We start from the raw sequence: 22,523 nt of genomic DNA on the forward strand, positions 1-22,523 counted from the left end.
TAATCAAGATTAGATAAACGAGGCGATTTCATCTAATGATTTTTTAACGAGTGCATGCTCAGGTACCGTGGCATCTTCAGCAGGATAGCCAGCGATCAGCAGCATATATGGGCGCTCATTGTCTTTATCACGTTGACAGATCTCCGTCAAAAAGCTCATCGGCTTAGGTGTATGTGTTAATGTGGCTAAGCCTGCATTATGTAGCGATTGGATCAAAAAGCCGGTCGCGATACCGACTGACTCATGCACGTAATAGTTGGTGTTTTTATCTTCTGCATGGATCCCACCTTTCTTTTGGGTAAAAATCGCAATGAGCCAAGGCGCATGTTCCAAATACGGTTTTTGCGCATCTGTACCCAGAGGTTTCAACGCGTCTAGCCACTCATCACCTGCTCGACCTTCATAAAATGAACGTTCAAGTTGTTCGGCCGCTTCCCTGATTTGTTTTTTCACATCATTGCTGTGGATCGCCACAAAATGCCATGGCTGATGGTTTGCGCCACTTGGTGCCAGCCCTGCAGTTTTAATACAGGTTTCGATAACTTCCTTTGGTACAGGGCGATCACTAAAACTACGAATGGTATGCCTACGTTGCATAAGTGAGAAGTTTTCATCGGCGCGCTGCTGCATTTCCTGCGGCGAATATTCTACAAAGTCGGTGAGTGGGATATTGTCATGGGCTTTCATGAATGTGATTCCTAGTTACTTGCTGTGTGTTTTTTATAACTTGCGATTATAAAGGTTTCAACTTATTGCGCATTTTGATTAACATAAAGTTTCCATAACAGTGGCAAAATAAGTTTACTCTGACGTGCAGTGAAATGACCAAAATCATATTTCTGTATATTGATTATAAAGATAATTTGCTCAATGTTTGTCTGGGAGTTAGATACAATTCTGGGCAAATAACGGAGTATAAAGGAGAAAGTAATGTATCAGCATAAATGGGTATCAGGAGAGGCGATACCACTTCCGGTCGGTAAAGCAGTGTGTATTGGCCGTAATTATGTGGCCCATGCGCAAGAATTAAATAACCCCATACCTGAGTCACCTTTATTATTTATCAAGCCATCCAGTGCGTTTTGTGATTTTTCGCCAGTATTTATGATTAATGAACAGCTCGGTGAGCACCACTATGAAGCGGAGCTCGTGTTGCTGGTGGGGGAAACCATCACCGCTCAAACAGAGAAGCCGCTATCGTCTATTTCAGGTGTTGGTGTTGGTCTCGATCTGACTTTACGTCATTTACAAACTCAACTTAAAGCGCAAGGGCACCCTTGGGAGCGTGCAAAAGCGTTTGACGGCAGCGCCTGCCTGTCTGCATTTATCGCTACGGAGGGGTTAGAGTTGTCACACGCTTTAGAGTTTAAGTTTTGGCAAAATGACCAGCTTAGGCAACATGGTGAAACCGATATGATGATTTTTAAACTAGGCCACTTACTCAAAGAGATCGCACAGTACTTTACCTTGCAGCCGGGTGACATCGTGATGACAGGGACGCCACAGGGAGTGGGAAAATTGAGTATAGGTGATACGCTTGCACTGCAACTGGGTGATTGTGAGAAAGTTCAATCTCAGGTTCAATCCAGACCTCAGCAGTTTTAAATCAGCTGGTTGAACTGCTCAAATAATTTGACTGGACTCACTGCACTCACTGGGCTTAGGCTATTGGGGTGAATCTACGTTTATCAGGAAAAATTATGAAAACTATGCCATTAGGTACTCCCTTTAGCCCAACAGCGTGTAAAGTACTTTTTTGCGGTGGCGGTGAATTAGGCAAAGAAACCGTGATTGAGTTTAAGCGATTAGGTGCTGAAGTGATTGTCTTAGATCGGTATGACAATGCCCCTGCTATGCAAGTTGCTGATAGAAGCTATACGTTGTCCATGCTAGATGGTCAGCGCCTGGCAGAAATCATTCGTTCAGAACAACCCGATTACATTGTGCCAGAAATTGAAGCGATCGCCACGGACACCTTAGTTGAGCTTGAAGCAGAGGGTTTTACTGTTGTACCAACGGCAAAAGCAACACAGCTCACCATGAACCGTGAGGGGATCCGCCGATTAGCTGCTGAAGAATTAAAGATTCCTACTTCACCTTATCAATTTGTTGATAGCTTTGATGGTTTTCGTGCGGCCATTGAACACATTGGCATGCCATGTGTCGTGAAGCCGATTATGAGCTCATCGGGTAAAGGACAAAGCGTGGTAAAAACACTGGGTGATATTGAATCCGCGTGGGAATATGCACAGCAAGGTGGTCGAGCAGGAAAAGGCCGAGTGATTGTAGAGGGTTTTGTTGATTTTGATTATGAGATCACTTTACTAACAATACGCCATGCTCAAGGTACCAGCTTTTGTTCGCCAATCGGCCATGTACAAGCTGGGGGGGATTATCAGCAAAGTTGGCAGCCGCAAGTGATGAGTGATCTAGCTTTGTTACGCAGCAAAGAGATTGCCAGTAAAATTACCGAGGCACTGGGTGGTCGAGGGCTATTTGGCGTTGAGCTTTTTGTCAAAGGAGATGAGGTCTATTTTAGCGAAGTATCACCGCGTCCACATGATACTGGCATGGTGACGTTGATTTCCCAAGACTTGAGTGAATTTGCATTGCATGCACGTGCAGTGCTTGGTTTGCCAATTCCTGCCATTCACTTCCATGGTCCTTCGGCGTCGAGTGTTATTCTTGTTGAAGGAGAGTCTGACCAAGTGCAGTTTGGTAACTTGAGTCAAGCATTGGCTGAAGCCAATACCGATCTACGCCTGTTTGGTAAACCGCAAGTACAGGGGGTTAGGCGTATGGGGGTTGCATTGGCACGAGATAATAGTGTGGGTAAAGCGATAGAAAAAGCAAAGCGCGTAAGCGCAGCGGTTGAGTATACGATTTAACTGTGCGAAATAGGGCCGCAAGGCCCTAAGATTTGCAGCAAAATAACTTTATAGTTCAAAATCGACGGCGTAACTTACATAGACTTTGAGATCGTCATCAGCATCAAGGTCCGTTTTTACTAGGCCGAATGTATAAGCGTCTTTACTCAAGCTGATGCCATAGTCCATATAGCTGTCATCTTCTCCTGTCCATTCCATGACGGTATCACCACTTGAGTTGCCGATATGCAAGCCAAGTTCGGCATCTGTGAAAACAGGGAAGGCGGCACCGAGTTCAACATAGAGCATATCTTCTTCGGTGCTGCTATCTGATTGCGCATGGGTCAGGTAACTGATTTTTAGACTGACATTACGCCAACCGATTGATCCATAGACTTCACCAAAGTCGATATCACCTGCTGCGTCTGGGTAGGCATAGTGGATATAGCCCACATCATAACTCAGTGCATTAACCTCGCCACTAAAACCGAGGTAGAAGTCCAACTCATAGCTGGTGCTGGAGGTATCACCAAAGTCAACGTTGGAGGCCCATGTACCGATATAAAATCCAGATTCGTGACTATAGTCAATGCCACCTGATACGGCTGCGCCATCATCCGATTGGGTTATGCCACGCCAAAAGTAGTTAGAACTGGCTGCGGCATTGGCGGATACCGAGTGTTCACTGGCTAAAACAGCTTGGGTAGAAAGGAGCACTGCACACGTACACAATAAGAGAGTTGCTTTGTTTGTCATAATGGTTCCTATATGGCACAGAATAAATCGTATTTTTAAAACGAATGTCCGCTGTAACAGGTCTACGATAGACTAGGTCGCAGCGGTATTAAAGCAATCGCAAACTGCGCGCCAATTTAAGCGCATTGATTTGTTTTTAGTTTAGGTTATTGAAATGGAATGTAATAAATTTTAGCGAGAATAAAGTTGTTGGGATGTGTATTTGAGAGGTGTGCACATTGATGGTGCGGATTATATCAGCCTGCACCGATAGCATGCAGGCTGTGTGTTGAACCATTAGCCAAATATGGTACGCATTAACTGAATGGTTTCATCCACGCTTCTGCCTTTTTCGACTTCGGCAATGATTGAGTCACGTTTGGCGCGAATGTGTTCAGGCATAGATTCATCGCTGAGAGCTCTATCAACCAGTGTTTCAGCAGATTCTTTGCTACGGCGTACAGATCGAGTACCCGCGGCACTCGATGTGCGTTTTGGTTTGTGTAGTAGCTTGTAATAGTTTGACGAGGTTGCAGTGTCTTCGTCGGCATAATAAAACAGGACAGGTAGAAGCGCCTTGATATCAGTCAGCTTGGCTTCAAGTTCATTGCTGCCACTGGCCATTGCAAACCAAGGCATTTTAGCAATTGCTTGCACGATGTCTTGCCAGTATCGCTCAAAGTCACGGTTGTTTAAGCGTGTGATCCCCAAAGCTTGGCAAAGGGCATCAAGGCGATTGTTGCTGATTGGCGTAAATACATCAGGGCGGCGCATAGCGAGAAGGCGTGTCGCTGGCGCAAGCGTCGGCTTTTCATCACTGCCGTTGAATGCGCTGAGAAATGCGATGGTAAAGCCTTGGTAGTGATCTAATGTGACTGGGCCTTCAAGTGGAATATGCGCTAACGCATCATCAAAAGCACCAGGCAGATCAGCCAGCTGTTGATGGAACCCTTTGGCACTCTTTGTAGAAGTAAACCATTCGACGTCAAACTGATAAACGCTGGTATCATGCTTTGCTGTATGTTTACCGGCAAAAGCGAGACGGTCCTCTACAATCATATCTTGTAATCTGTTGTTGCGCAGTGTAACAATGTAGTCCATTAATTTTAGTTGTTCATCTAGCGCCAATACCTCACTGCGTTGAGCAATGAATTCGCTAACCACAGGCCAAGGTGCAATTCTAAGTGTTTTGACCTGCAAAAAGCTAATTGCTGAGATCAGCATGTCTTGGAGTTTTTTGACGGTTGGTAGCTGGTGGTCATCCAGCAGGTCAAAATTGATTCGGTTTTTAGCTACATCAAGTAACTCATAACACCAACCCAGGAAGTCTTCTGGGTGATTCTCTACTTTAACAGCCATCAGGTTGAGACTGATCTCAGTAGATTGCTTTAAGATGTTTTGGTAAATCTGACTTTCTTGTTCTCCCAAAGCCATATTTGACGGTGAAATGAGCAACTTTTTCATGCTGCGTGAGTACTCCAAGGTTAGGTTGAAATCTAGACTATTCAGTTTAGCGAACGTAACGGTAAACTGGCAAGGGCGAGGATCATACCGAGTTCTAGCACAGTTGCAATGTGGTTTTTGTGTCTTTTTTATTCTTTAATTTGAAACATGTTTTTTATTGCATGTATTTAGTGGAATAGCGTGTCTTGTCGGCAATAGGATTTTAAGTTTTTTACGATCTTTAAATCTTGATTCACCCTTCTCAAGTGAGCCATTAAATATTAATTTAATTAATAATAACAATGGGTTGCTTTTTAAACTCTGCTTGTTAAAAGGCGCTTACAAATATGACATTGCATTTTCTTAGCGTGAAATACAGTTTTACCACTGTGCGGCTTTGTGGTTTTTTATCGGCCTCGCTATCATAATGCATAGATAATTATTTCTCTGGAAGGATGATCGATGAAGGCGATATTAAAAGGTGTAGTAGGTTTACTGTTATTAGTTGTGGTGTTGATAATCGTTGCACCCATGCTGATCCCTACAGAAACGATTGTGTCACAGATCACGTCTCAGGTTGAGAAAACCACAGGCAGAAAGCTGACGATAGCAGGTGATAGCGAGTTATCTATCTTGCCAGAGTTGAACATCAAGCTTAACCAAGTGGCTTTTGACAATATGCTAACAGGCAGTGGGCCACATATGTTGGAAATGGAGCAATTAGCTGTACATATTCCATGGGGGTCTTTGTTCTCTGGTGATTTTAAGCTAGAGCGCTTTGTTATTCAAAACCCCAAGATTTTGTTGGAAGTGGACTCAACAGGCAAGTCAAATTGGCAGTTATTTGACGCTACATCGACATCAGCAAGTACATCAACGAATGAAGCAAGCTCAGGTCCTGTCACCTTACCTGATGGATTTGATATTGCTTTAGGGGAAGTGGCAATTTATGGCGGGTCACTCATTTATGTAGATAATCAAGGCGGCACAAAGGAAGAACTGAATGATTTATCATTGCGTGTAGCCCTTCCTTCATTATATCAATCACTTTCAGTGCAAGGCCAAGTTACTTTTCAAGGTCAGCGCTTTGACCTTGAATTAAGCGTAGATACGCCAGCTAAGGCAATTCAAAGTGAAGACTTTAAATTTACCAAAAAGCTTCGCAATGAGTTGGTAAATATCGATTTTAATGGCAGCGTACTCAAGCAAGGTCAGCTGTTCGAAGGCGCGCTTTCGCTGTCGGGTAGTTCAGTGAAATCGTTAGCTGCATGGCAAAAGGTTGACTTGAATGCCAAAGACAATGCCTTTAACCAGTTTGAAGTCACAGGAGACATGTCATTTGCGGACAATGTGTTTAGTCTCAAGCAGTTCACTGCTGCGCTAGATGAGTTGGCTATAAAGGGTCGTGCACAAGTGAACGTAGCCCAGAGATTATCGGTCACTGCAGATGTCGATTTGGGGATGCTTGACTTAAACCCTTATTTGCCCGAACCCGTTGCTGTGCCTGAACAAACGCCAGAGCCAAAAGAAGACACGCCAGCGCAGCCAATTGTATGGGATGAGACTGAAATTGACTTGTCCGCTTTAAATGCATTAGATGCGGATATCGTGGTGCGCTCAACAGGGTTAAAAGCGCGCAAAGTTACTTTAGGCAAAAACCAGTTGTCAGTGAGGTTAGATGGCGGTAAAGCCATAGCGTCATTGGATAGCTTTAATGCTTATGAAGGAACCGGTAAAGGGAAGATAGAAATCAATGGGAGCAATAAGCCGTATCAGATCAAAACAAATTTTGCGCTCAATGGCATTAATGCTGAGCCATTACTCACCGATGCCATCGACTTTGATAAAGTACTAGGCAAAGGCAGTATTAACTGGCAGTTAACTACTCAAGGCGTGAGCCAAAAGCAGTTTGTCTCTGCGCTTGGTGGACAATTGGCATTTGAGTTTAAGGATGGGGGCGTAAAAGGGGCCAACTTAGCTGAAATGGTGAGAAAAGGTCAAGAAATGCTCAAGGGCAATTTCTCTGGGCTGTCTGAAGGCATTAATGCAGACTTTGACCCACAACAGAAAACCGACTTCTCAGCGCTCACGGGGAGCTTTAAGTTTAATAAAGGCGTTGGGACGAATACCGATTTATTACTGGCAAGCCCACTGATTCGTGTGACCGGTTCGGGAGATGTTGATTTGCCCAAGACGTTTGTCGATTATCGCTTGGTAACGGGTATTGTCGATACCATTGAAGGGCAAAGTAGTCGTGATAAGAGTACAGGCTTTAAAGTGCCTGTAAGGATCAAAGGTCCATTTCACAAAGTGGAGACGAACTTAGACTTAAGCAGTGCGGCTAAAGACAAAGCCAAAGACACTATCAAAGATAAACTTAAAGACAAATTCAAAGGCTTATTTGGCGGCTAGGCTTTATGGGTGCATATTATACGTCGACCGAAATATGCACCTCATTTCTGCTGTTCTTCCGCGCATAGGAAATAGGTCGTTGTCTGTATATTGTTGGGTAAATTTGTAATGTGCCCACTCCCTTTTTCCTGCCTAAATCTTGAATGTTGGTTTGTAAACCCTCCTTTAGTATAAGTTTATTCTTTCTTATTTTGCATGACTGGTTTTCTATAAGGGAGGTAAGTACCCGTTTTTAAATATTAAAAGCCAAAGTACATTTCTTTAATGTAAATAGTGCCGTGTACATGTGATATTTTTGATTGAAAAATATACACGGGTCGTTTAATTCTATTAGCAATATTCCCAATATAGAGAATTGCAAACATCATGCTCATTGCTCAGGACTTTTTATACTTTTTTGATTTACAGGGTAGGCAAAAAGAGACGCATAAGATGGTTCGGACTGTGATTGTCGAGCGTGCGTTATGAAAGTGATACAAGTTGAATGTGTTAGTAAAACTTATCAGTATTACAGAAAGCCACAGGGGCTTTCAGCGTCTTTAAAAAGTCTTTTTCAGCGAGAAATATCATACACAGAAGCCATTAAAGACATGTCATTTGAGATCGAGCGAGGACAAGTTGTTGCCGTTGTTGGTGAAGCTGGAGCGGGGAAGACGACGACAATGAAGATGTTATCTGGCACCGAGTTACCGACGCACGGAAGTATTAAAGTATTTGGGGACACACCATCTGCGCAGACTGCGGCATTTAAAAAGCGTTGTGCTTTTTTGACTGGGGAGAGTTTTCAACTTTGGCCAGATCTACCTGCTATTGATAGTTTTAATTTATGTCAGTGTATCTATGAAATTCCATTGCCCAAATATCATCAAAGATTGCGTTATTTATCAGAGTTTCTACATGTTTCACACTTATTAGATATTCAAGTTCGACGTCTGTCTGGTGTTGAGCGTATCAAAATGGAGTTAATAGCGGCTTTATTGCATGGTCCAGAGATACTATTTTTAGACGAACCGACTTTGGGGTTGGATTTTTTATCACAGCGCGCAGTGACACGATGTTTAAAATCATTGGCCACAGCAGATCAACTGACGGTTTTGGTATCAAGTGATACTGTAGATGAGATTGCGATGTTGTGTGAGAGAGTATTGGTTATTAAAAGTGGGCGTTTGGTATGTGATGATGACATTGAATTAGCAAAACAAGCATTAGGAGGTGTTGTAGAAGTGATATAAAGGAGATATCGAGGTGATAAATGCCTGAACAATGAAAAAAAGTCATGTTATTACTCTTTCTATACGAATCGATTTATTCATTATGCCTACTATTGGCTTTCCAATAAAATATTTAGCAATGTATCCCCACGTGGCTGATAGCTTGATCCTGCTATCAAACAGTCATTCAAAATCAAAGGTAGTGCACAACTAATCACAGTATTTCTAATTCATCATCAATGAACGCCTGACTATGGTCCGATTTACATCTTAGCAATCATTTTGGTTGTCTGATGATATTTGCTTTGTGGTGTTAACTGCTAGAAAGGTCATCTAACTACATTGTAAAGCCTAGGGTTATGAGTGCTGAATCGCTGTACCGAACATTATTATCCTAAAAACGTTCACGAACTGCGCTGTTGTTATTAACTAAATTATTCCTGACAGTATGAATGTTTCGAAATTGAATCGAGTATACAAAAGCTCTAGATTGAGATGTTTGAGCTAATTTTTAACCAATTTAATGTTTTAATTAAAATGAAAAAGCAGGAATGGATATATGCATGTAAATAAAAAAGCATTAACGGAACGTATTTTGGCTTTGCTATTGCCGACAATGGCCCTGACGAGCCCTGTTTGGGCACTAGATACAATTAATCAGCAACAGTTAAATCAACTCGCTGATACGCTCGATGTAAAATATCGACTATTAAGTAATATGCCAGAACAATGCCCAGGTTCAACAGCTGAGTTTTGCTATCACGCTCAAATTGAAATCACGAGCCCATTTACAGCCAATGTCGATGGCTGGAAAATCTTATATAGCCAAGTATACCCAGCTACGGAAAGTAAAAGTGATCAATTGACACTGCGACATTTTAATGGGGACCTGAATCACATCGCGCCAAGTAGCAGCTTCACTGGCTTTGAAGCTGGGAAGAGTCAAGTGATCGAATTCTGGGTTGCTAGCTCATTGCTTAATGAAGGTGAGTTAATGCCAAATTATATACTCACCGCGCAAGGGTTAGAGCCGAAAGTCATTAAGAGCACACAGTCTTATATCGAGCCGGACACAGGACTCGAAATAAAGCCATACGCAGCCGTGAGTGCAAAAAACAGCGTGATGCAATCTCACGCAGATGATCACTATATCAAATACACGTCAGCAGCCTTATTCGATAAATATGCTGTACAAAATTATAAATTGGACTCAGTGACACATGCGATTGTGCCCACGCCGGATTCCATGGAAGTATTTAGTCAAGAGAACTCGCTTAACTTACAAAAAGGCATTCAGCTGGATCTATCTGGACTTGAGTATGGAGATGTGTCCGCCGCTTTACAGCGTTTAGACGCTTTGGGTGTTAAGCAAAAACATAACGGTATTGCCGTGCATATCACGGTAAGAGGTGAGCGTGAGGGTCATGCAGGTGCTTACCAACTGAGCACCAGAGAAGGAAAAATTCAGATCCAAGCACAAGATAGTGCAGGTGCTTACTATGGGTTACAGTCTTTGGCGAGTTTGTTATCACTAGACACCATGCAGGTACCTGCGGTAACGGTGATTGATAAACCTCGGTATAGCTATCGAGGGTTGCATTTGGATGTCGCACGTAATTTTCGTTCTAAAGCGTTTGTATTGCGCTTACTTAGTAAAATGTCAGCTTATAAACTAAACAAATTGCATTTTCATTTAGCAGATGACGAAGGGTGGCGCATTGAAATTCCGGATTTACCCGAATTGACAGAGTTATCATCCCATCGTTGTATAGATTTGGATGATAAGCATTGTTTGCAGCCTCAATTAGGTTCGGCAATTAATACTGACAGGGATGGTTATTACTCTATTGCGGATTATCAAGAAATTTTGAATTTTGCCAAGCAACATCACATTGAAATTATTCCGTCATTAGATATGCCTGGTCACTCTCGTGCAGCGGTAAAAGCCATGGAGAAACGCTTTTATACGCTGACTAAGCAAGGCAAACATGATGCGGCACGACAGTACTTGGTAAGTGATCCGTTAGACGCCACAGAATATCGCTCAATTCAGCACTATAATGACAACACATTAAATGTGTGTATGGAGTCGACTTATGCATTTGTTGATAAGGTGATTTCCGAAGTGGCTGCACAACATAAACAAGCGGGCTCACCGCTGAATATTTATCATATCGGTGCAGATGAAACTGCGGGGGCATGGGTCGAGTCTCCGGCTTGTAAAAAGTTTATAGCGGACAAGTCAAATGACGTACATGAAGTTGAGGAACTAACAGGTTATTTTATCGAGCGTGTTGCAACTATGATTGCCGCAAAGGGTATTGAAGTGGCTGGTTGGAATGATGGCCTTTCTGAAACGAGGCAGGATAAGATGCCACGTAAAGTTGCATCGTATGTATGGGCAACTTTGCCTCAAAATGCACATAAAGTCGTGAGTGCACATGCTAGACGAGGGTGGGATATTATATTGTCTACCCCAGATGTGACTTATTTAGATTTTCCCTATGAGTTAGATCCAAAAGAGAGTGGATATAAATGGGGGGCGAGAAGAACGAACAGTAAAACCATTTTTGAGTTCATGCCAGATAATTTGCCTGCCAATGCAGAAATTAAAAAAGATACCATAGGAAGACACTACATTGCAGATGACCGTACGCAGGTGGATGATAATGGTAAATTCACTCATCAACCGCTACCTGCAGGGTTTCGTGTTACAGGGATCCAAGGTCACCTCTGGTCAGAAGTTGTTCGTAAAGACCACTTAGCGGAGTATATGTTATTTCCCCGTTTGTTGGCATTGGCGGAGAAAGCATGGCACCGCGCAGAGTGGGAAGTGCCATATAATTATGTCGGTGAAAAGTATGACCATACAACTGGCTTCTTTACCACACATATGCGCCAGCAACGTGATCAGCAATGGCAAGACTTTATTCATGCTGTGGGCTACAAAGAGCTCGAAAAGTTCGATCGCCTTGGCGTATTTTATCGGATCCCTAATGTGGTGAGTAAAGTCATTGATAATGAATTACATGCTTCAACGATTATTCCTGGGTTGCCGATCCAATACCGAATTAATCAGGGAGAGTGGCAAGAATATGTTAAACCAGTGCGATTATCACAAGGAGAAAACATTGAATTACGAGCATTGTCACCAGATCGACGTCGATCAGGACGAATTGAACTGGCTGATTTAGCTGGGACCGCGCGATTTTAGACTGCCTTGAGGTTGATAGGCTGTGTTGCTCGTTGATTATTTCAGTTGTGAGCAGCAGCTTGGGAAGGGGTTCAATAAAAGCATATATATAAGTGATTTATGCTTGATAAATAGAAAATAAGAATACCTTCATTGTTTCTTCATGGTGGATAGTGTGCGGACTACGCACACTATCCAGCGAGTGAATTGAATCAAGAAATGGAGATAATATGTACTCAACACATGCAATTAGTAAACTCATAGCGGCGACTTTCTTTACCCTGTCTGTAAGTAGTTGTGCTGGGACTAAAGAGTTTGGGTCAGATAAAGTTGAGTTTACATACCCAAATGGTGCCCAATACGCAATATCTTTGAGTTTTGATGACGCACGAAGCAGTCAAATAGATGTAGGTATACCAATATTGGACAAACATGGTGTGAAAGGCACATTTTATGTTAACCCCCAATTTGTGGAAAAAAGACTCGCAGGATGGCAGCAAGCGGCCATTAATGGACATGAATTGGGCAACCACACCAGTTCACATCTCTGTACGGGCAATTTCGCCTGGTTACGTAAAGACAATTTAGGCCTAGAACAAGTCAACTTGGATTGGTTGAAAGAGGATATTGAAGCCACCACTCGATATATGAAAAAACACCTCAATGTTGAGCCTAAATCTTTTGCTTATCCGTGTGGTAACACGTTTGTAGGCAGAGGCAAGGAAGTGAGGAGTTATGTGCCATTAATTGCCGAGCTATTCAACACAGGGCGCACTTGGTTAGATGAAACCGCCAATAACCCCATATATACGGACTTCGCACAACTGGCGGGTAATCGTATGGATGGTATGAGCTTTGAAGAAATAAAAGCGCAGCTTAATTTGCTTAAAGAAAACAACAAATGGATTATTTTAGCAGGGCATGATGTTGGTGAAAAAAGTATGTATACCACCGATAAAGATGCGTTAGAAGCGCTTATTGTATATTTAAAAGACCCTAAAAATGGTTATTGGCTGGCGACAGTCGATGAGGTTGCAACCTACATTGAAAAAAACAGATAAACCAATGCTGGTTGTTTTTTGAGCTGCAACAAAGGCTTAAAATTTATGCTGTAGACTTGTTTTTTTTATCATCGGCCTCATATGAGAGGATGTGGTGAAAGCAGATGCAGCAATTTGATAAATTAATTAAAAATTGAACTATCTTTGGCTGAACTTTGCTGTTACAATTCCCCGCCCTTGAAAGACGAAAGCTTCGTTTTTTGAGTGGAAATTAATCTAAATGCTTAGCTTTTATACAAAATCTAAGTAAATGTTAACTACACCGGAGCATAGACAATGATCCAAATGCAAACTCAGCTGGACGTTGCTGATAACAGCGGCGCTCGCAAAGTGCAGTGTATTAAAGTCCTTGGTGGTTCGCACCGTCGCTACGCGCGTGTTGGTGACATCATTAAAGTTTCTGTTAAAGAAGCAATTCCTCGCGGCAAAGTGAAGAAAGGTGATGTTAAAAACGCTGTAGTAGTGCGTACTAAGAAAGGCGTTCGTCGTCCAGACGGCTCTTTAATCCGTTTCGATAGCAATGCGGCTGTTATCTTAAATGATAGCCATCAGCCAATTGGTACTCGTATCTTCGGCCCTGTGACGCGTGAACTACGTAACGACAAGTTCATGAAAATCGTTTCACTAGCACCAGAAGTACTATAAGGAGTCGATCATGGCAGCAAAAATCCGTCGTGATGACGAAGTAATCGTACTAGCCGGTAAAGACAAAGGTAAGCGCGGTAAAGTGCTTTCAGTTGTAACTGAAACTGGTCGTGTATTTGTTGAAGGCGTAAATATCATCAAGAAACACCAGAAGCCTGTACCACAACTACAGCAAGCTGGCGGTATTGTTGAGAAAGAAGCGTCTGTCGACGTATCAAATGTAGCGATTTTCAATGCCGAAACTGGCAAAGCAGATCGTGTTGGTTTTAGATTTGAAGACGGTAAAAAAGTCCGTTTCTTCAAGTCTACTGGCAAAACTATTTAATAGTTGGAGTAGACGATGGCGAAACTGCATGAAGTGTACAAAGACAAAGTAGTAAAAGAGCTTTTTGAAAAGTTCGGTTACAGCTCTGTCATGCAAGTCCCTCAGATCGAGAAGATCACACTTAACATGGGTGTGGGCGAAGCCCTAGCTGACAAGAAAATTCTAGAAAACGCAGTAGCAGATCTAGAAGCAATCTCTGGTCAGAAACCTCTAGTGACTAAAGCACGCAAATCAGTTGCAGGCTTTAAGATCCGTGAAGGTTACCCAATTGGCTGTAAAGTAACCCTACGCGGCGAGCGTATGTGGGATTTCCTTGAGCGTTTAGTCTCAATCGCGATGCCACGTATTCGTGACTTCCGCGGTGTTAGCGCAAAGTCTTTTGACGGTCGCGGTAACTACTCTATGGGCGTACGTGAGCAAATCATCTTCCCAGAAATCGATTATGATAAAGTAGACCGTGTTCGCGGTATGGATATCACAATCACTACTTCTGCGAAAACAGATGATGAAGGCCGTGCGTTATTAGAAGCGTTCAACTTCCCATTCAAAAAGTAAGGGTAGGGTTATGGCAAAGAATTCAATGAAAGCGCGTGACGTAAAACGTGCTAAATTAGTTGCACAGTACGCAGAAAAGCGTGCTGCACTTAAAGCTATCATCAGCGATGTTAAAACATCTGATGATGAGCGTTGGGACGCGGTATTAAAGCTTCAGTCTTTACCGCGTGATTCTAGCCCTTCACGTCAACGTAATCGTTGTAACATTACGGGCCGCCCACATGGTTACCTTCGCAAGTTCGGCCTAAGCCGTATCAAAGTTCGCGAAGCAGCTATGCGCGGTGAAATTCCTGGCCTTAAAAAGGCTTCTTGGTAATAGAATCACGGGAGTAAGACATGAGCTTGCAAGATCCAATCGCGGATTTGTTTACACGCATCCGTAACGGTCAGTCTGCGAAGAAGGTAGCTGTAACAATGCCAACTTCAAAGCTGAAAGTAGCTGTTGCTGACGTACTGAAAAACGAAGGTTTCATCACTGGTTATTCAGTATCAGGCGACGTAAAAGCAGAATTGACTATCGAACTTAAGTACTTCGAAGGCAAAGCTGTTATCGAAAGCATCCAGCGTGTTAGCCGCCCTGGTCTACGTATCTATAAGAAACGTGACGAATTACCAAAGGTAATGGGTGGTCTAGGTATCGCTATCGTATCAACTTCTAAAGGCCTGATGACAGACCGCGCTGCGCGTACCGCTGGTGTTGGTGGTGAAATCATTGGCTTTGTAGCTTAATCGGAGGGGAACTATGTCTCGTATTGCGAAGGCTCCTATTGCTGTTCCTGCCGGTGTTGAAGTTGCAATTAACGGCCAGGAAATCAAAGTTAAAGGTAAAAACGGTGAATTGACTCGCGTTCTTAACGACGCAGTTGAAGTTGTTCTTAACGACAACGTTATCACTACAGCACCTCGTGAAGTAGCAAATGCTTGGGCTCAAGCTGGTACTGCACGCGCTCTGATCAACAACATGATCATCGGCGTTAACGAAGGTTTTGAAAAGAAACTACAACTAGTCGGTGTTGGTTACCGTGCTGCAGTTAAGGGTAAAGTTTTAGACCTAACTCTTGGCTTCTCACACCCAGTGAACTTCGAGATCCCAGCGGGTATCACAATCGAAGCTCCAAGCCAGACTGAAATCGTTGTTAAAGGCGCAGACAAGCAGCTAGTTGGTCAAACTGCTGCAAACATCCGCTCATACCGTGAACCAGAGCCTTATAAAGGTAAAGGTGTACGTTACGCTGATGAGCACGTGCGTCGTAAAGAGGCTAAGAAGAAGTAAGGTAAGACGATGGATAAGAAAACAGCTCGTCTACGTCGTGCTAAGCGCACTCGTAGAAATATTATCGAACAAGGCACAACACGTCTTGTTATCCACCGCACGCCACGTCACATATACGCTCAAATCGTAAACGTTGAGGGTATTGTACTGGCTGCTGCTTCTACTGTTGAAAAAGCAATTGCTGAAACAGTTAAAGGCACTGGCAACATCGAAGCTGCACAAGCAGTTGGTAAAGCAGTTGCTGAACGCGCGGCAGACAAAGGCATCGAAAAGCTTGCTTTTGACCGCAGTGGCTTTAAATATCACGGCCGTGTGAAGGCGCTTGCTGATGCAGCGCGTGAAGCCGGTCTGCAATTCTAGGAGTAGACAATGGCTAACGTAGAAGCAAAGCAACAACAGCCTGATTTGGCTGAAAAGCTAATCGCGGTAAACCGTGTGTCTAAAGTGGTTAAAGGTGGTCGTATCTTTAGCTTCACTGCACTAACTGTAGTTGGTGATGGCGCAGGTAAAGTAGGTTTTGGTTACGGTAAAGCACGTGAAGTTCCAGCTGCTATTCAAAAAGCAATGGAAAAAGCGCGCCGTAACATGGTAAATGTTGATCTTAACGGTCACACGCTACAGCACCCAATCAAGGGTCGCCACGCGGGTTCTAAAGTATACATGCAGCCTGCATCTGAAGGTACAGGTATCATCGCCGGTGGTGCGATGCGTGCAGTACTAGAAGTAGCTGGTGTACAGAACGTACTTTCAAAAGCATACGGTTCTACTAACCCGATCAACATCGTTCGCGCAACAATTTCTGCTCTAGAGAACATGAACTCTCCAGAGAAGATCGCTGCGAAACGTGGTCTTAGCGTAGATGAAATCTTGGGGTAAGAAACCATGGCAAACACAGTTAAAGTAACACAAGTACGTAGCTCAATCGGTCGTTTACCGAAGCATAAAGCTACATTACGTGGCCTTGGTTTACGTCGTATCAACCATACTGTTGAGCTAGAAGATACGCCAGCAGTACGTGGTATGATCAACCAAGTTTCTTACATGGTTAAGGTTGAGGGCTAATTCGATGCAATTGAATACACTTTCTCCTGCTGCAGGTTCAAAAACTGCTGGTAAGCGTGTTGGTCGTGGTATCGGCTCTGGTCTAGGTAAGACTGGTGGTCGTGGTCACAAAGGTCAAAAATCGCGTTCTGGTGGTAAAGTACGTGTTGGTTTTGAAGGCGGTCAAATGCCTATGCAACGCCGTCTACCAAAGTTTGGCTTCACTTCACGCAAATCACTAGTATCTGCTGAAGTTAACCTTTTCGAAATCGCGAAGGTTGAAGGCGACGTGGTAGAGCTAAGCACACTACAAGCAGCTGGTATCGTTAAGAAGAACATTCAGTTCGTTAAAGTTGTTAAATCTGGCGAAGTTTCACGCGCAGTTACTGTTAAAGGCATTAAAGTGTCTAAAGGTGCTCGCGAAGCTATCGAAGCTGCCGGAGGCAAGGTAGAAGACTAAGGAAGTACACTATGGCTAAACCAGGTCAAGATATGCAAAGCGCACAGAGTGGGCTTGCGGAGTTGAAGCGCCGATTACTATTTGTATTGGGTGCCATCATTATTTACCGTCTAGGTTCATTTGTGCCTATCCCTGGGATTGACGCCGCTGTACTTGCCGAGTTCTTCGAGCAACAAAAGGGCACCATCTTTGCCATGTTTAACATGTTCAGTGGTGGTGCGCTTGAGCGTGCATCTGTACTTGCGCTGGGTATTATGCCTTACATCTCAGCCTCAATTATCATGCAACTATTAACGCATATACATCCTGCGATGATAGAGCTGAAGAAAGAGGGTGAGCAAGGGCGTAAGAAGATCAGTCAGTACACGCGTTACGGCACGCTCGTGCTTGCTACAATACAGTCGATCGGTATCGCAACTAACCTACCAAATATGATGGAAGGCTTGGTTGTGAATCCTGGTTTCGGTTTCTACTTCACAGCTGTTGTGAGTTTAGTAACTGGTACTATGTTCCTGATGTGGCTGGGCGAACAAATTACAGAACGTGGTATCGGTAACGGTATCTCGGTGCTGATATTTGTTGGTATCGTAGCTAACCTGCCGTCTGCAATCGGTTCGACAGCAGAAATGGCGCGCCAAGGCGATTTGAATGTCTTTATCTTAGCACTTATTGCGTTTATCGTTGTTGCGGTAACTTACTTGGTAGTATTCTTTGAGCGTGGTCAACGTCGTATCGTTGTTAACTATGCTAAACGTCAGCAAGGCCGTCAGGTTTTTGCAGCACAGAGTACGCATTTACCATTGAAAGTTAACATGGCAGGGGTTATTCCACCAATATTTGCTAGCAGCATCATTCTGTTCCCTGGTACAATTGCAAGCTGGTTCGGCCAAGGTGAAGGTCCACTTGCTGATGCACTACAAGCAGTGTCAGCTGTGTTGACCCCAGGTCAGCCTCTGTACGCAATGGTACTAGCCGCAGCGATTATTTTCTTCTGCTTCTTCTATACAGCGTTGGTATTTAACCCACGTGAGACAGCAGATAATTTGAAAAAATCTGGCGCATTTATTCCAGGTTATCGCCCAGGTGAGCAGACGTCTAAATACATTGATAAAGTGATGACACGCCTGACATTGGCAGGTGCAATGTACATTACCTTTATCTGTCTGGTGCCCGAGTTTATGACCATGGCATGGCAAACGCCATTCTACTTCGGCGGTACATCAATTTTGATTATCGTTGTTGTTATCATGGACTTTATGGCACAAGTACAGACTCATTTGATGTCTCATCAATATGATTCTGTGCTGAAAAAAGCAAACCTTAAAGGCTACGGCCGATAGGGTCTGTTACGGAGTTGAGTTATGAAAGTACGTGCTTCCGTTAAGAAAATTTGCCGTAACTGTAAAGTTATCAAACGTGCTGGTGTAGTACGTGTGATCTGCAGTGAGCCTAAGCACAAGCAAAGGCAAGGCTAAGAAATCTAGTCGTGCAGGCTAAGTTAATCACTTAGCCTGTTTCATTGGTAAAACTTGAATGTCGGTTGGGTATCCTGTACGGGCTTTCCAACAAGATGATAATCAGGTTTATTTATAGGAGATATGTTAGTGGCCCGTATCGCAGGCATTAACGTTCCTGACCATAAGCATGCTGTTATCGGTTTAACAAGCATCTATGGTGTAGGTAAAACTCGCGCTAAGGCGATCTTAGCTGCGACAGGTATCGCTGAAACTACTAAAATCGGCGAGTTAAACGACGAAACTCTTGACATCCTTCGTGAAGAAGTTGGCAAGTACACTGTTGAAGGTGATCTTCGTCGTGAAGTAACACTAAACATCAAACGTCTTATGGACCTTGGTTGTTTCCGTGGCTTACGTCACCGTCGTTCGTTACCACTACGTGGTCAACGTACTAAGACTAACGCGCGTACTCGTAAGGGTCCACGCAAGCCTATCAAGAAATAAGGTGGGGTAAGTTATGGCAAAAGCACCAATTCGTCGTAAAAAGGTCAAAAAGCAAGTTGTTGACGGTATGGCTCACGTTCATGCTTCTTTCAACAACACTATTGTGACCATCACTGACCGTCAAGGTAATGCTCTTTCTTGGGCGACTGCGGGTGGTTCAGGTTTCCGTGGTTCTCGTAAGTCTACTCCGTTCGCTGCACAGGTTGCTGCTGAGCGCGCAGGTACTGCTGCACAAGAGTACGGTCTTAAGAACCTAGAAGTATTCATTAAAGGTCCAGGTCCAGGCCGTGAGTCTGCTGTACGTGCATTGAATGCTGCTGGTTTCCGTATCACAAACATCACTGACGTGACGCCAATCCCACATAATGGTTGTCGTCCACCGAAGAAACGTCGCGTATAATTAATAGGTTAGGAGAAAGAACATGGCAAGATATTTGGGCCCTAAGCTCAAGCTGAGTCGTCGTGAAGGTACTGACCTGTTCCTTAAAAGCGGCGTAAGAGCAATTGACTCTAAGTGTAAACTAGAAACAGCACCTGGTCAGCACGGCGCACGTAAAGGTCGTCTATCTGATTACGGTTTACAGTTACGTGAAAAGCAAAAAGTTCGTCGTATCTACGGTGTACTTGAAAAGCAATTCCGCAACTACTATAAAGAAGCTGCTCGCCTTAAAGGTAACACAGGTGAAAACTTGTTACAGCTTCTAGAGCAACGTCTAGACAATGTTGTATATCGCATGGGTTTTGCAAGCACACGTGCTGAAGCACGTCAGCTAGTAAGCCACAAAGCGATTATGGTTAATGGTCGTGTTGTTAACATTCCTTCTTTCGTTATTACTCCAGAAGATGTAGTAGTAATCCGTGAGAAGTCTAAGAAGCAAGCGCGTATCATCGCTGCTCTAGAGTTGGCTGAGCAACGCGAAAAGCCAACTTGGATTGAAGTTGACGGTAAGAAAATGGAAGGTACTTTCAAGCGCCTACCTGAGCGTTCTGATCTGTCTGCGGACATTAATGAACAACTAATCGTCGAACTTTACTCGAAGTAAAGTTAAGAGTTAAGAGAGGATAAAATGCAGGGTTCTGTAACCGAATTCCTAAAACCAAGATTAGTCGATATCGACGCTATCAACTCAACCCGTTCTAAAGTAGTTTTAGAGCCTCTAGAGCGTGGCTTTGGTCACACTTTAGGTAATGCTTTACGTCGTATTCTTCTTTCGTCTATGCCGGGTTGTGCAGTGACAGAAGTAGAGATCGACGGTGTATTACATGAGTACAGCGCGAAAGAAGGCGTACAAGAAGACATCATTGAAATCCTGTTAAACCTGAAAGGTCTAGCAGTTACTTTAGAAGGTAAAGATGAAGTTTTCCTTACCCTGACTAAGTCTGGTGTAGGCCCTGTGACTGCGGCTGACATCCAGCACGACGGCGATGTAACAATTGCTAATCCTGAGCACGTTATTTGTCACTTAACTGCTGACAATAGCGATATCAGTATGCGTATCCGTGTTGAGCGCGGTCGTGGTTATGTTCCGGCGTCAAGTCGTTTATCCTCTGATGACGATGAGCGTCCAATTGGTCGTCTGTTGCTAGATGCATCATTCAGTCCAGTTGAGCGTATTGCGTACTCGGTTGAATCAGCCCGTGTTGAGCAGCGTACTGACTTAGATAAACTAATTATCGATATGGAAACTAATGGCACACTAGATCCTGAAGAAGCGATCCGTCGTGCATCTACAATCCTAGCTGAACAGCTAGAAGCGTTTGTAGACTTGCGTGATGTTTCTGAGCCAGAAGAAAAAGAAGAGAAGCCGGAGTTTGATCCGATTCTACTTCGTCCAGTTGATGATTTAGAACTAACAGTACGTTCTGCAAACTGTCTGAAAGCCGAGCAAATTCAATATATCGGTGATCTGGTACAGCGTACTGAGGTTGAGCTTCTTAAGACGCCAAACCTTGGTAAGAAATCTCTAACAGAGATTAAAGACGTGCTAGCTTCTCGTGGTCTTTCTCTAGGCATGCGCCTAGAAAATTGGCCACCTGCAAGTCTAGCTGAATAATCAGATTACTATATTAGTTTAGTTAGAAGGATAGGGTCATGCGCCATCGTAAGAGTGGTCGTCAATTAAACCGTAACAGCAGCCATCGCAAAGCGATGTTCAGCAATATGGCTGGTTCTTTGGTGAAGCACGAAATCATCAAAACAACTTTGCCTAAAGCGAAAGAGTTGCGCCGTGTAATTGAGCCTTTAATCACACTGGCTAAGACTGACAGCGTAGCAAACCGTCGTTTAGCGTTTGCTCGCACGCGTGATAAAGAAGTAGTTGGTAAATTGTTCTCTGAGATCGGTCCACGTTTCGCGGATCGTCCAGGTGGTTACACTCGTATTCTTAAGTGTGGCTTCCGTGCAGGTGACAATGCGCCAATGGCTTATATTGAACTACTTGATCGCCCAGTTGCGACTGAAGAAGTTCAAGAAGACGCGCAGTCTGCAGAGTAAGTCTTTATAAGACACGAAAAAGCCGAGCATTAGCTCGGCTTTTTTGTTTTAGCCCCATTGATACAGAGTTATATGTACTCTGCTTTTAAAATTTCCAATGAAAAACTAAACCGGTGTTATTACCATTAAAAATTAGCTTATACCATGTATAATCCATAGTATATTCGACAAGTGTGTGTCTCAGTTCTAAATCAGCGGAAAGAGTCTCAAAATGATATTTTAAACTGCCGATATAGGCTGTTTCATTCTCAAATCCGAGATCACCACCAAAATCATTGCTCAGTTCTACTCCTGTTTGTAAGCCAATACCTACACCAATAGAAAAAGATTGGTTTGCTCTATAGTAAGGTACGACATTGAAGGAAAGCCTCTCGAAAGATAAGTCACCATCCTTTGAGAATGCAGTATCCGAGTGGTAATTTGCACTGGCTTCAATTGCCCATTTGTTATTTAGTTTGTAAGAGAGTCCCCCTCCTACAATAAGCCCTTGCCCTGCTTTGATATTTTGAGTGTCATCGTTTGTATATGTAACGTGTAGAATAGTATCTCCACCAAACGTATAACCAGCAGTAAGTGAATATGTAACATTATTTTGCGTTTCTTCTGTCGCAAATGAGCTCATACTAGTTAATAAACCAACCGCTAAAATAGCTTGCTTCATTGGATTAGTTGTTCCTATTTGAATTTAATCAAGAGAATTTTAACCTTTAATTTCCCTTATTTGGAACAAAATCATCATAAGCTACACACTTTAATGTGTTTTAAAATATAAAATTGCAAGGTTTGTCTGTATTTTACTCTATTTTGTTTTTTTTCACTTTTTAATAAAAAAACGCTTGCGCCAATC

The 22,523-nt window shown here is 43.3% G+C and carries 27 protein-coding genes; 23 read left to right on the plus strand and 4 right to left on the minus strand.

The features are described 5' to 3' along the window. Positions 1 to 9 precede the first annotated feature (9 nt). Positions 10 to 687 carry a nitroreductase family protein gene (locus tag N473_RS10495; protein ID WP_063367872.1) on the minus strand — a complete coding sequence of 226 codons (678 nt, stop codon included), beginning with the start codon at positions 685 to 687 and terminating at the stop codon, positions 10 to 12. 243 nt (positions 688 to 930) lie between these two features. Between N473_RS10495 and N473_RS10500 the strand changes: the two genes are divergently transcribed. Both N473_RS10500 and purT read left to right on the plus strand, forming a co-directional pair. Then, positions 931 to 1,605, plus strand: coding sequence for a fumarylacetoacetate hydrolase family protein (locus N473_RS10500; RefSeq protein WP_063367873.1), 675 nt, complete (start codon positions 931 to 933; stop codon positions 1,603 to 1,605). Between the two features lie 95 nt (positions 1,606 to 1,700). Further along, positions 1,701 to 2,888: a formate-dependent phosphoribosylglycinamide formyltransferase gene (gene purT, locus N473_RS10505; RefSeq protein ID WP_063367874.1), complete on the plus strand. Its 1,188-nt coding sequence runs from the start codon at positions 1,701 to 1,703 to the stop codon at positions 2,886 to 2,888. Between the two features lie 48 nt (positions 2,889 to 2,936). Here the strand turns inward: purT and N473_RS10510 are convergent, their stop codons facing one another. Together N473_RS10510 and N473_RS10515 are read right to left on the minus strand one after the other, a co-directional pair. Continuing rightward, positions 2,937 to 3,623 (minus strand): TorF family putative porin, encoded by a 687-nt coding sequence (locus tag N473_RS10510; protein WP_063367875.1) that lies wholly within the window; start codon positions 3,621 to 3,623, stop codon positions 2,937 to 2,939. A gap of 276 nt (positions 3,624 to 3,899) precedes the next feature. Next, positions 3,900 to 5,066, minus strand: a complete 1,167-nt coding sequence (locus tag N473_RS10515) for a hypothetical protein (protein ID WP_063367876.1) — start codon at positions 5,064 to 5,066, stop codon at positions 3,900 to 3,902. Between the two features lie 441 nt (positions 5,067 to 5,507). Between N473_RS10515 and N473_RS10520 the strand changes: the two genes are divergently transcribed. From N473_RS10520 to rplQ, 21 genes are all read left to right on the plus strand, one after another. Next, on the plus strand, positions 5,508 to 7,457 hold the full coding sequence (locus tag N473_RS10520; protein ID WP_063367877.1) for an AsmA family protein: 1,950 nt from the start codon (positions 5,508 to 5,510) through the stop codon (positions 7,455 to 7,457). 464 nt (positions 7,458 to 7,921) lie between these two features. Further along, the gene (locus N473_RS10525; RefSeq protein ID WP_063367878.1) at positions 7,922 to 8,689 is read left to right on the plus strand and encodes an ATP-binding cassette domain-containing protein; all 768 of its coding nucleotides are present in this window, start codon (positions 7,922 to 7,924) and stop codon (positions 8,687 to 8,689) included. Between the two features lie 538 nt (positions 8,690 to 9,227). Then, positions 9,228 to 11,882: a family 20 glycosylhydrolase gene (locus tag N473_RS10530; RefSeq protein WP_063367879.1), complete on the plus strand. Its 2,655-nt coding sequence runs from the start codon at positions 9,228 to 9,230 to the stop codon at positions 11,880 to 11,882. A gap of 209 nt (positions 11,883 to 12,091) precedes the next feature. Beyond that, positions 12,092 to 12,922, plus strand: a complete 831-nt coding sequence (locus tag N473_RS10535) for a polysaccharide deacetylase family protein (RefSeq protein WP_063367880.1) — start codon at positions 12,092 to 12,094, stop codon at positions 12,920 to 12,922. Positions 12,923 to 13,198: 276 nt separating this feature from the next. Further along, positions 13,199 to 13,567 carry a 50S ribosomal protein L14 gene (gene rplN, locus N473_RS10540; protein ID WP_023401270.1) on the plus strand — a complete coding sequence of 123 codons (369 nt, stop codon included), beginning with the start codon at positions 13,199 to 13,201 and terminating at the stop codon, positions 13,565 to 13,567. A 10-nt stretch (positions 13,568 to 13,577) separates the two neighbouring features. Then, positions 13,578 to 13,892, plus strand: a complete 315-nt coding sequence (gene rplX / locus N473_RS10545; protein WP_023401269.1) for a 50S ribosomal protein L24 — start codon at positions 13,578 to 13,580, stop codon at positions 13,890 to 13,892. 15 nt (positions 13,893 to 13,907) lie between these two features. Beyond that, a complete protein-coding gene (gene rplE / locus N473_RS10550; protein ID WP_010386945.1) occupies positions 13,908 to 14,447 on the plus strand; it encodes a 50S ribosomal protein L5 in 540 nt (179 codons plus the stop codon). A gap of 10 nt (positions 14,448 to 14,457) precedes the next feature. Then, positions 14,458 to 14,763, plus strand: a complete 306-nt coding sequence (rpsN, locus tag N473_RS10555; protein WP_023401268.1) for a 30S ribosomal protein S14 — start codon at positions 14,458 to 14,460, stop codon at positions 14,761 to 14,763. 20 nt (positions 14,764 to 14,783) lie between these two features. Further along, positions 14,784 to 15,176 carry a 30S ribosomal protein S8 gene (gene rpsH, locus N473_RS10560; RefSeq protein ID WP_039611415.1) on the plus strand — a complete coding sequence of 131 codons (393 nt, stop codon included), beginning with the start codon at positions 14,784 to 14,786 and terminating at the stop codon, positions 15,174 to 15,176. 13 nt (positions 15,177 to 15,189) lie between these two features. Next, positions 15,190 to 15,720 carry a 50S ribosomal protein L6 gene (gene rplF, locus N473_RS10565; RefSeq protein WP_023401266.1) on the plus strand — a complete coding sequence of 177 codons (531 nt, stop codon included), beginning with the start codon at positions 15,190 to 15,192 and terminating at the stop codon, positions 15,718 to 15,720. A 9-nt stretch (positions 15,721 to 15,729) separates the two neighbouring features. Further along, complete coding sequence (gene rplR, locus N473_RS10570; RefSeq protein ID WP_023401265.1) at positions 15,730 to 16,080, plus strand: 50S ribosomal protein L18; 351 nt, start codon at positions 15,730 to 15,732, stop codon at positions 16,078 to 16,080. 9 nt (positions 16,081 to 16,089) lie between these two features. Next, complete coding sequence (gene rpsE / locus N473_RS10575; RefSeq protein WP_023401264.1) at positions 16,090 to 16,596, plus strand: 30S ribosomal protein S5; 507 nt, start codon at positions 16,090 to 16,092, stop codon at positions 16,594 to 16,596. 6 nt (positions 16,597 to 16,602) lie between these two features. Further along, positions 16,603 to 16,782 carry a 50S ribosomal protein L30 gene (rpmD, locus tag N473_RS10580; protein WP_010378276.1) on the plus strand — a complete coding sequence of 60 codons (180 nt, stop codon included), beginning with the start codon at positions 16,603 to 16,605 and terminating at the stop codon, positions 16,780 to 16,782. A gap of 4 nt (positions 16,783 to 16,786) precedes the next feature. Beyond that, positions 16,787 to 17,221 carry a 50S ribosomal protein L15 gene (gene rplO / locus N473_RS10585; protein ID WP_039611416.1) on the plus strand — a complete coding sequence of 145 codons (435 nt, stop codon included), beginning with the start codon at positions 16,787 to 16,789 and terminating at the stop codon, positions 17,219 to 17,221. Positions 17,222 to 17,232: 11 nt separating this feature from the next. Then, on the plus strand, positions 17,233 to 18,561 hold the full coding sequence (secY, locus tag N473_RS10590; RefSeq protein WP_039611417.1) for a preprotein translocase subunit SecY: 1,329 nt from the start codon (positions 17,233 to 17,235) through the stop codon (positions 18,559 to 18,561). Between the two features lie 21 nt (positions 18,562 to 18,582). Beyond that, positions 18,583 to 18,696, plus strand: coding sequence for a 50S ribosomal protein L36 (gene rpmJ / locus N473_RS25830; RefSeq protein WP_002959476.1), 114 nt, complete (start codon positions 18,583 to 18,585; stop codon positions 18,694 to 18,696). 129 nt (positions 18,697 to 18,825) lie between these two features. After that, the gene (gene rpsM / locus N473_RS10595) at positions 18,826 to 19,182 is read left to right on the plus strand and encodes a 30S ribosomal protein S13 (RefSeq protein WP_010378282.1); all 357 of its coding nucleotides are present in this window, start codon (positions 18,826 to 18,828) and stop codon (positions 19,180 to 19,182) included. A 13-nt stretch (positions 19,183 to 19,195) separates the two neighbouring features. Then, positions 19,196 to 19,582 (plus strand): 30S ribosomal protein S11, encoded by a 387-nt coding sequence (gene rpsK / locus N473_RS10600; RefSeq protein ID WP_010386935.1) that lies wholly within the window; start codon positions 19,196 to 19,198, stop codon positions 19,580 to 19,582. Positions 19,583 to 19,604: 22 nt separating this feature from the next. After that, positions 19,605 to 20,225, plus strand: coding sequence for a 30S ribosomal protein S4 (gene rpsD / locus N473_RS10605; protein ID WP_039611418.1), 621 nt, complete (start codon positions 19,605 to 19,607; stop codon positions 20,223 to 20,225). 24 nt (positions 20,226 to 20,249) lie between these two features. Further along, positions 20,250 to 21,236 (plus strand): DNA-directed RNA polymerase subunit alpha, encoded by a 987-nt coding sequence (locus tag N473_RS10610; protein ID WP_023401260.1) that lies wholly within the window; start codon positions 20,250 to 20,252, stop codon positions 21,234 to 21,236. 38 nt (positions 21,237 to 21,274) lie between these two features. Beyond that, positions 21,275 to 21,676: a 50S ribosomal protein L17 gene (gene rplQ / locus N473_RS10615; RefSeq protein ID WP_010386932.1), complete on the plus strand. Its 402-nt coding sequence runs from the start codon at positions 21,275 to 21,277 to the stop codon at positions 21,674 to 21,676. 85 nt (positions 21,677 to 21,761) lie between these two features. Here rplQ and N473_RS10620 read toward each other — a convergent pair whose 3' ends face one another. Continuing rightward, complete coding sequence (locus N473_RS10620) at positions 21,762 to 22,337, minus strand: outer membrane beta-barrel protein (RefSeq protein ID WP_063367881.1); 576 nt, start codon at positions 22,335 to 22,337, stop codon at positions 21,762 to 21,764. Between the last annotated feature and the right edge of the window lie 186 nt (positions 22,338 to 22,523).

It is taken from the genome of Pseudoalteromonas luteoviolacea CPMOR-1, from assembly GCF_001625685.1.
Taxonomy (GTDB): domain Bacteria; phylum Pseudomonadota; class Gammaproteobacteria; order Enterobacterales; family Alteromonadaceae; genus Pseudoalteromonas; species Pseudoalteromonas luteoviolacea_K.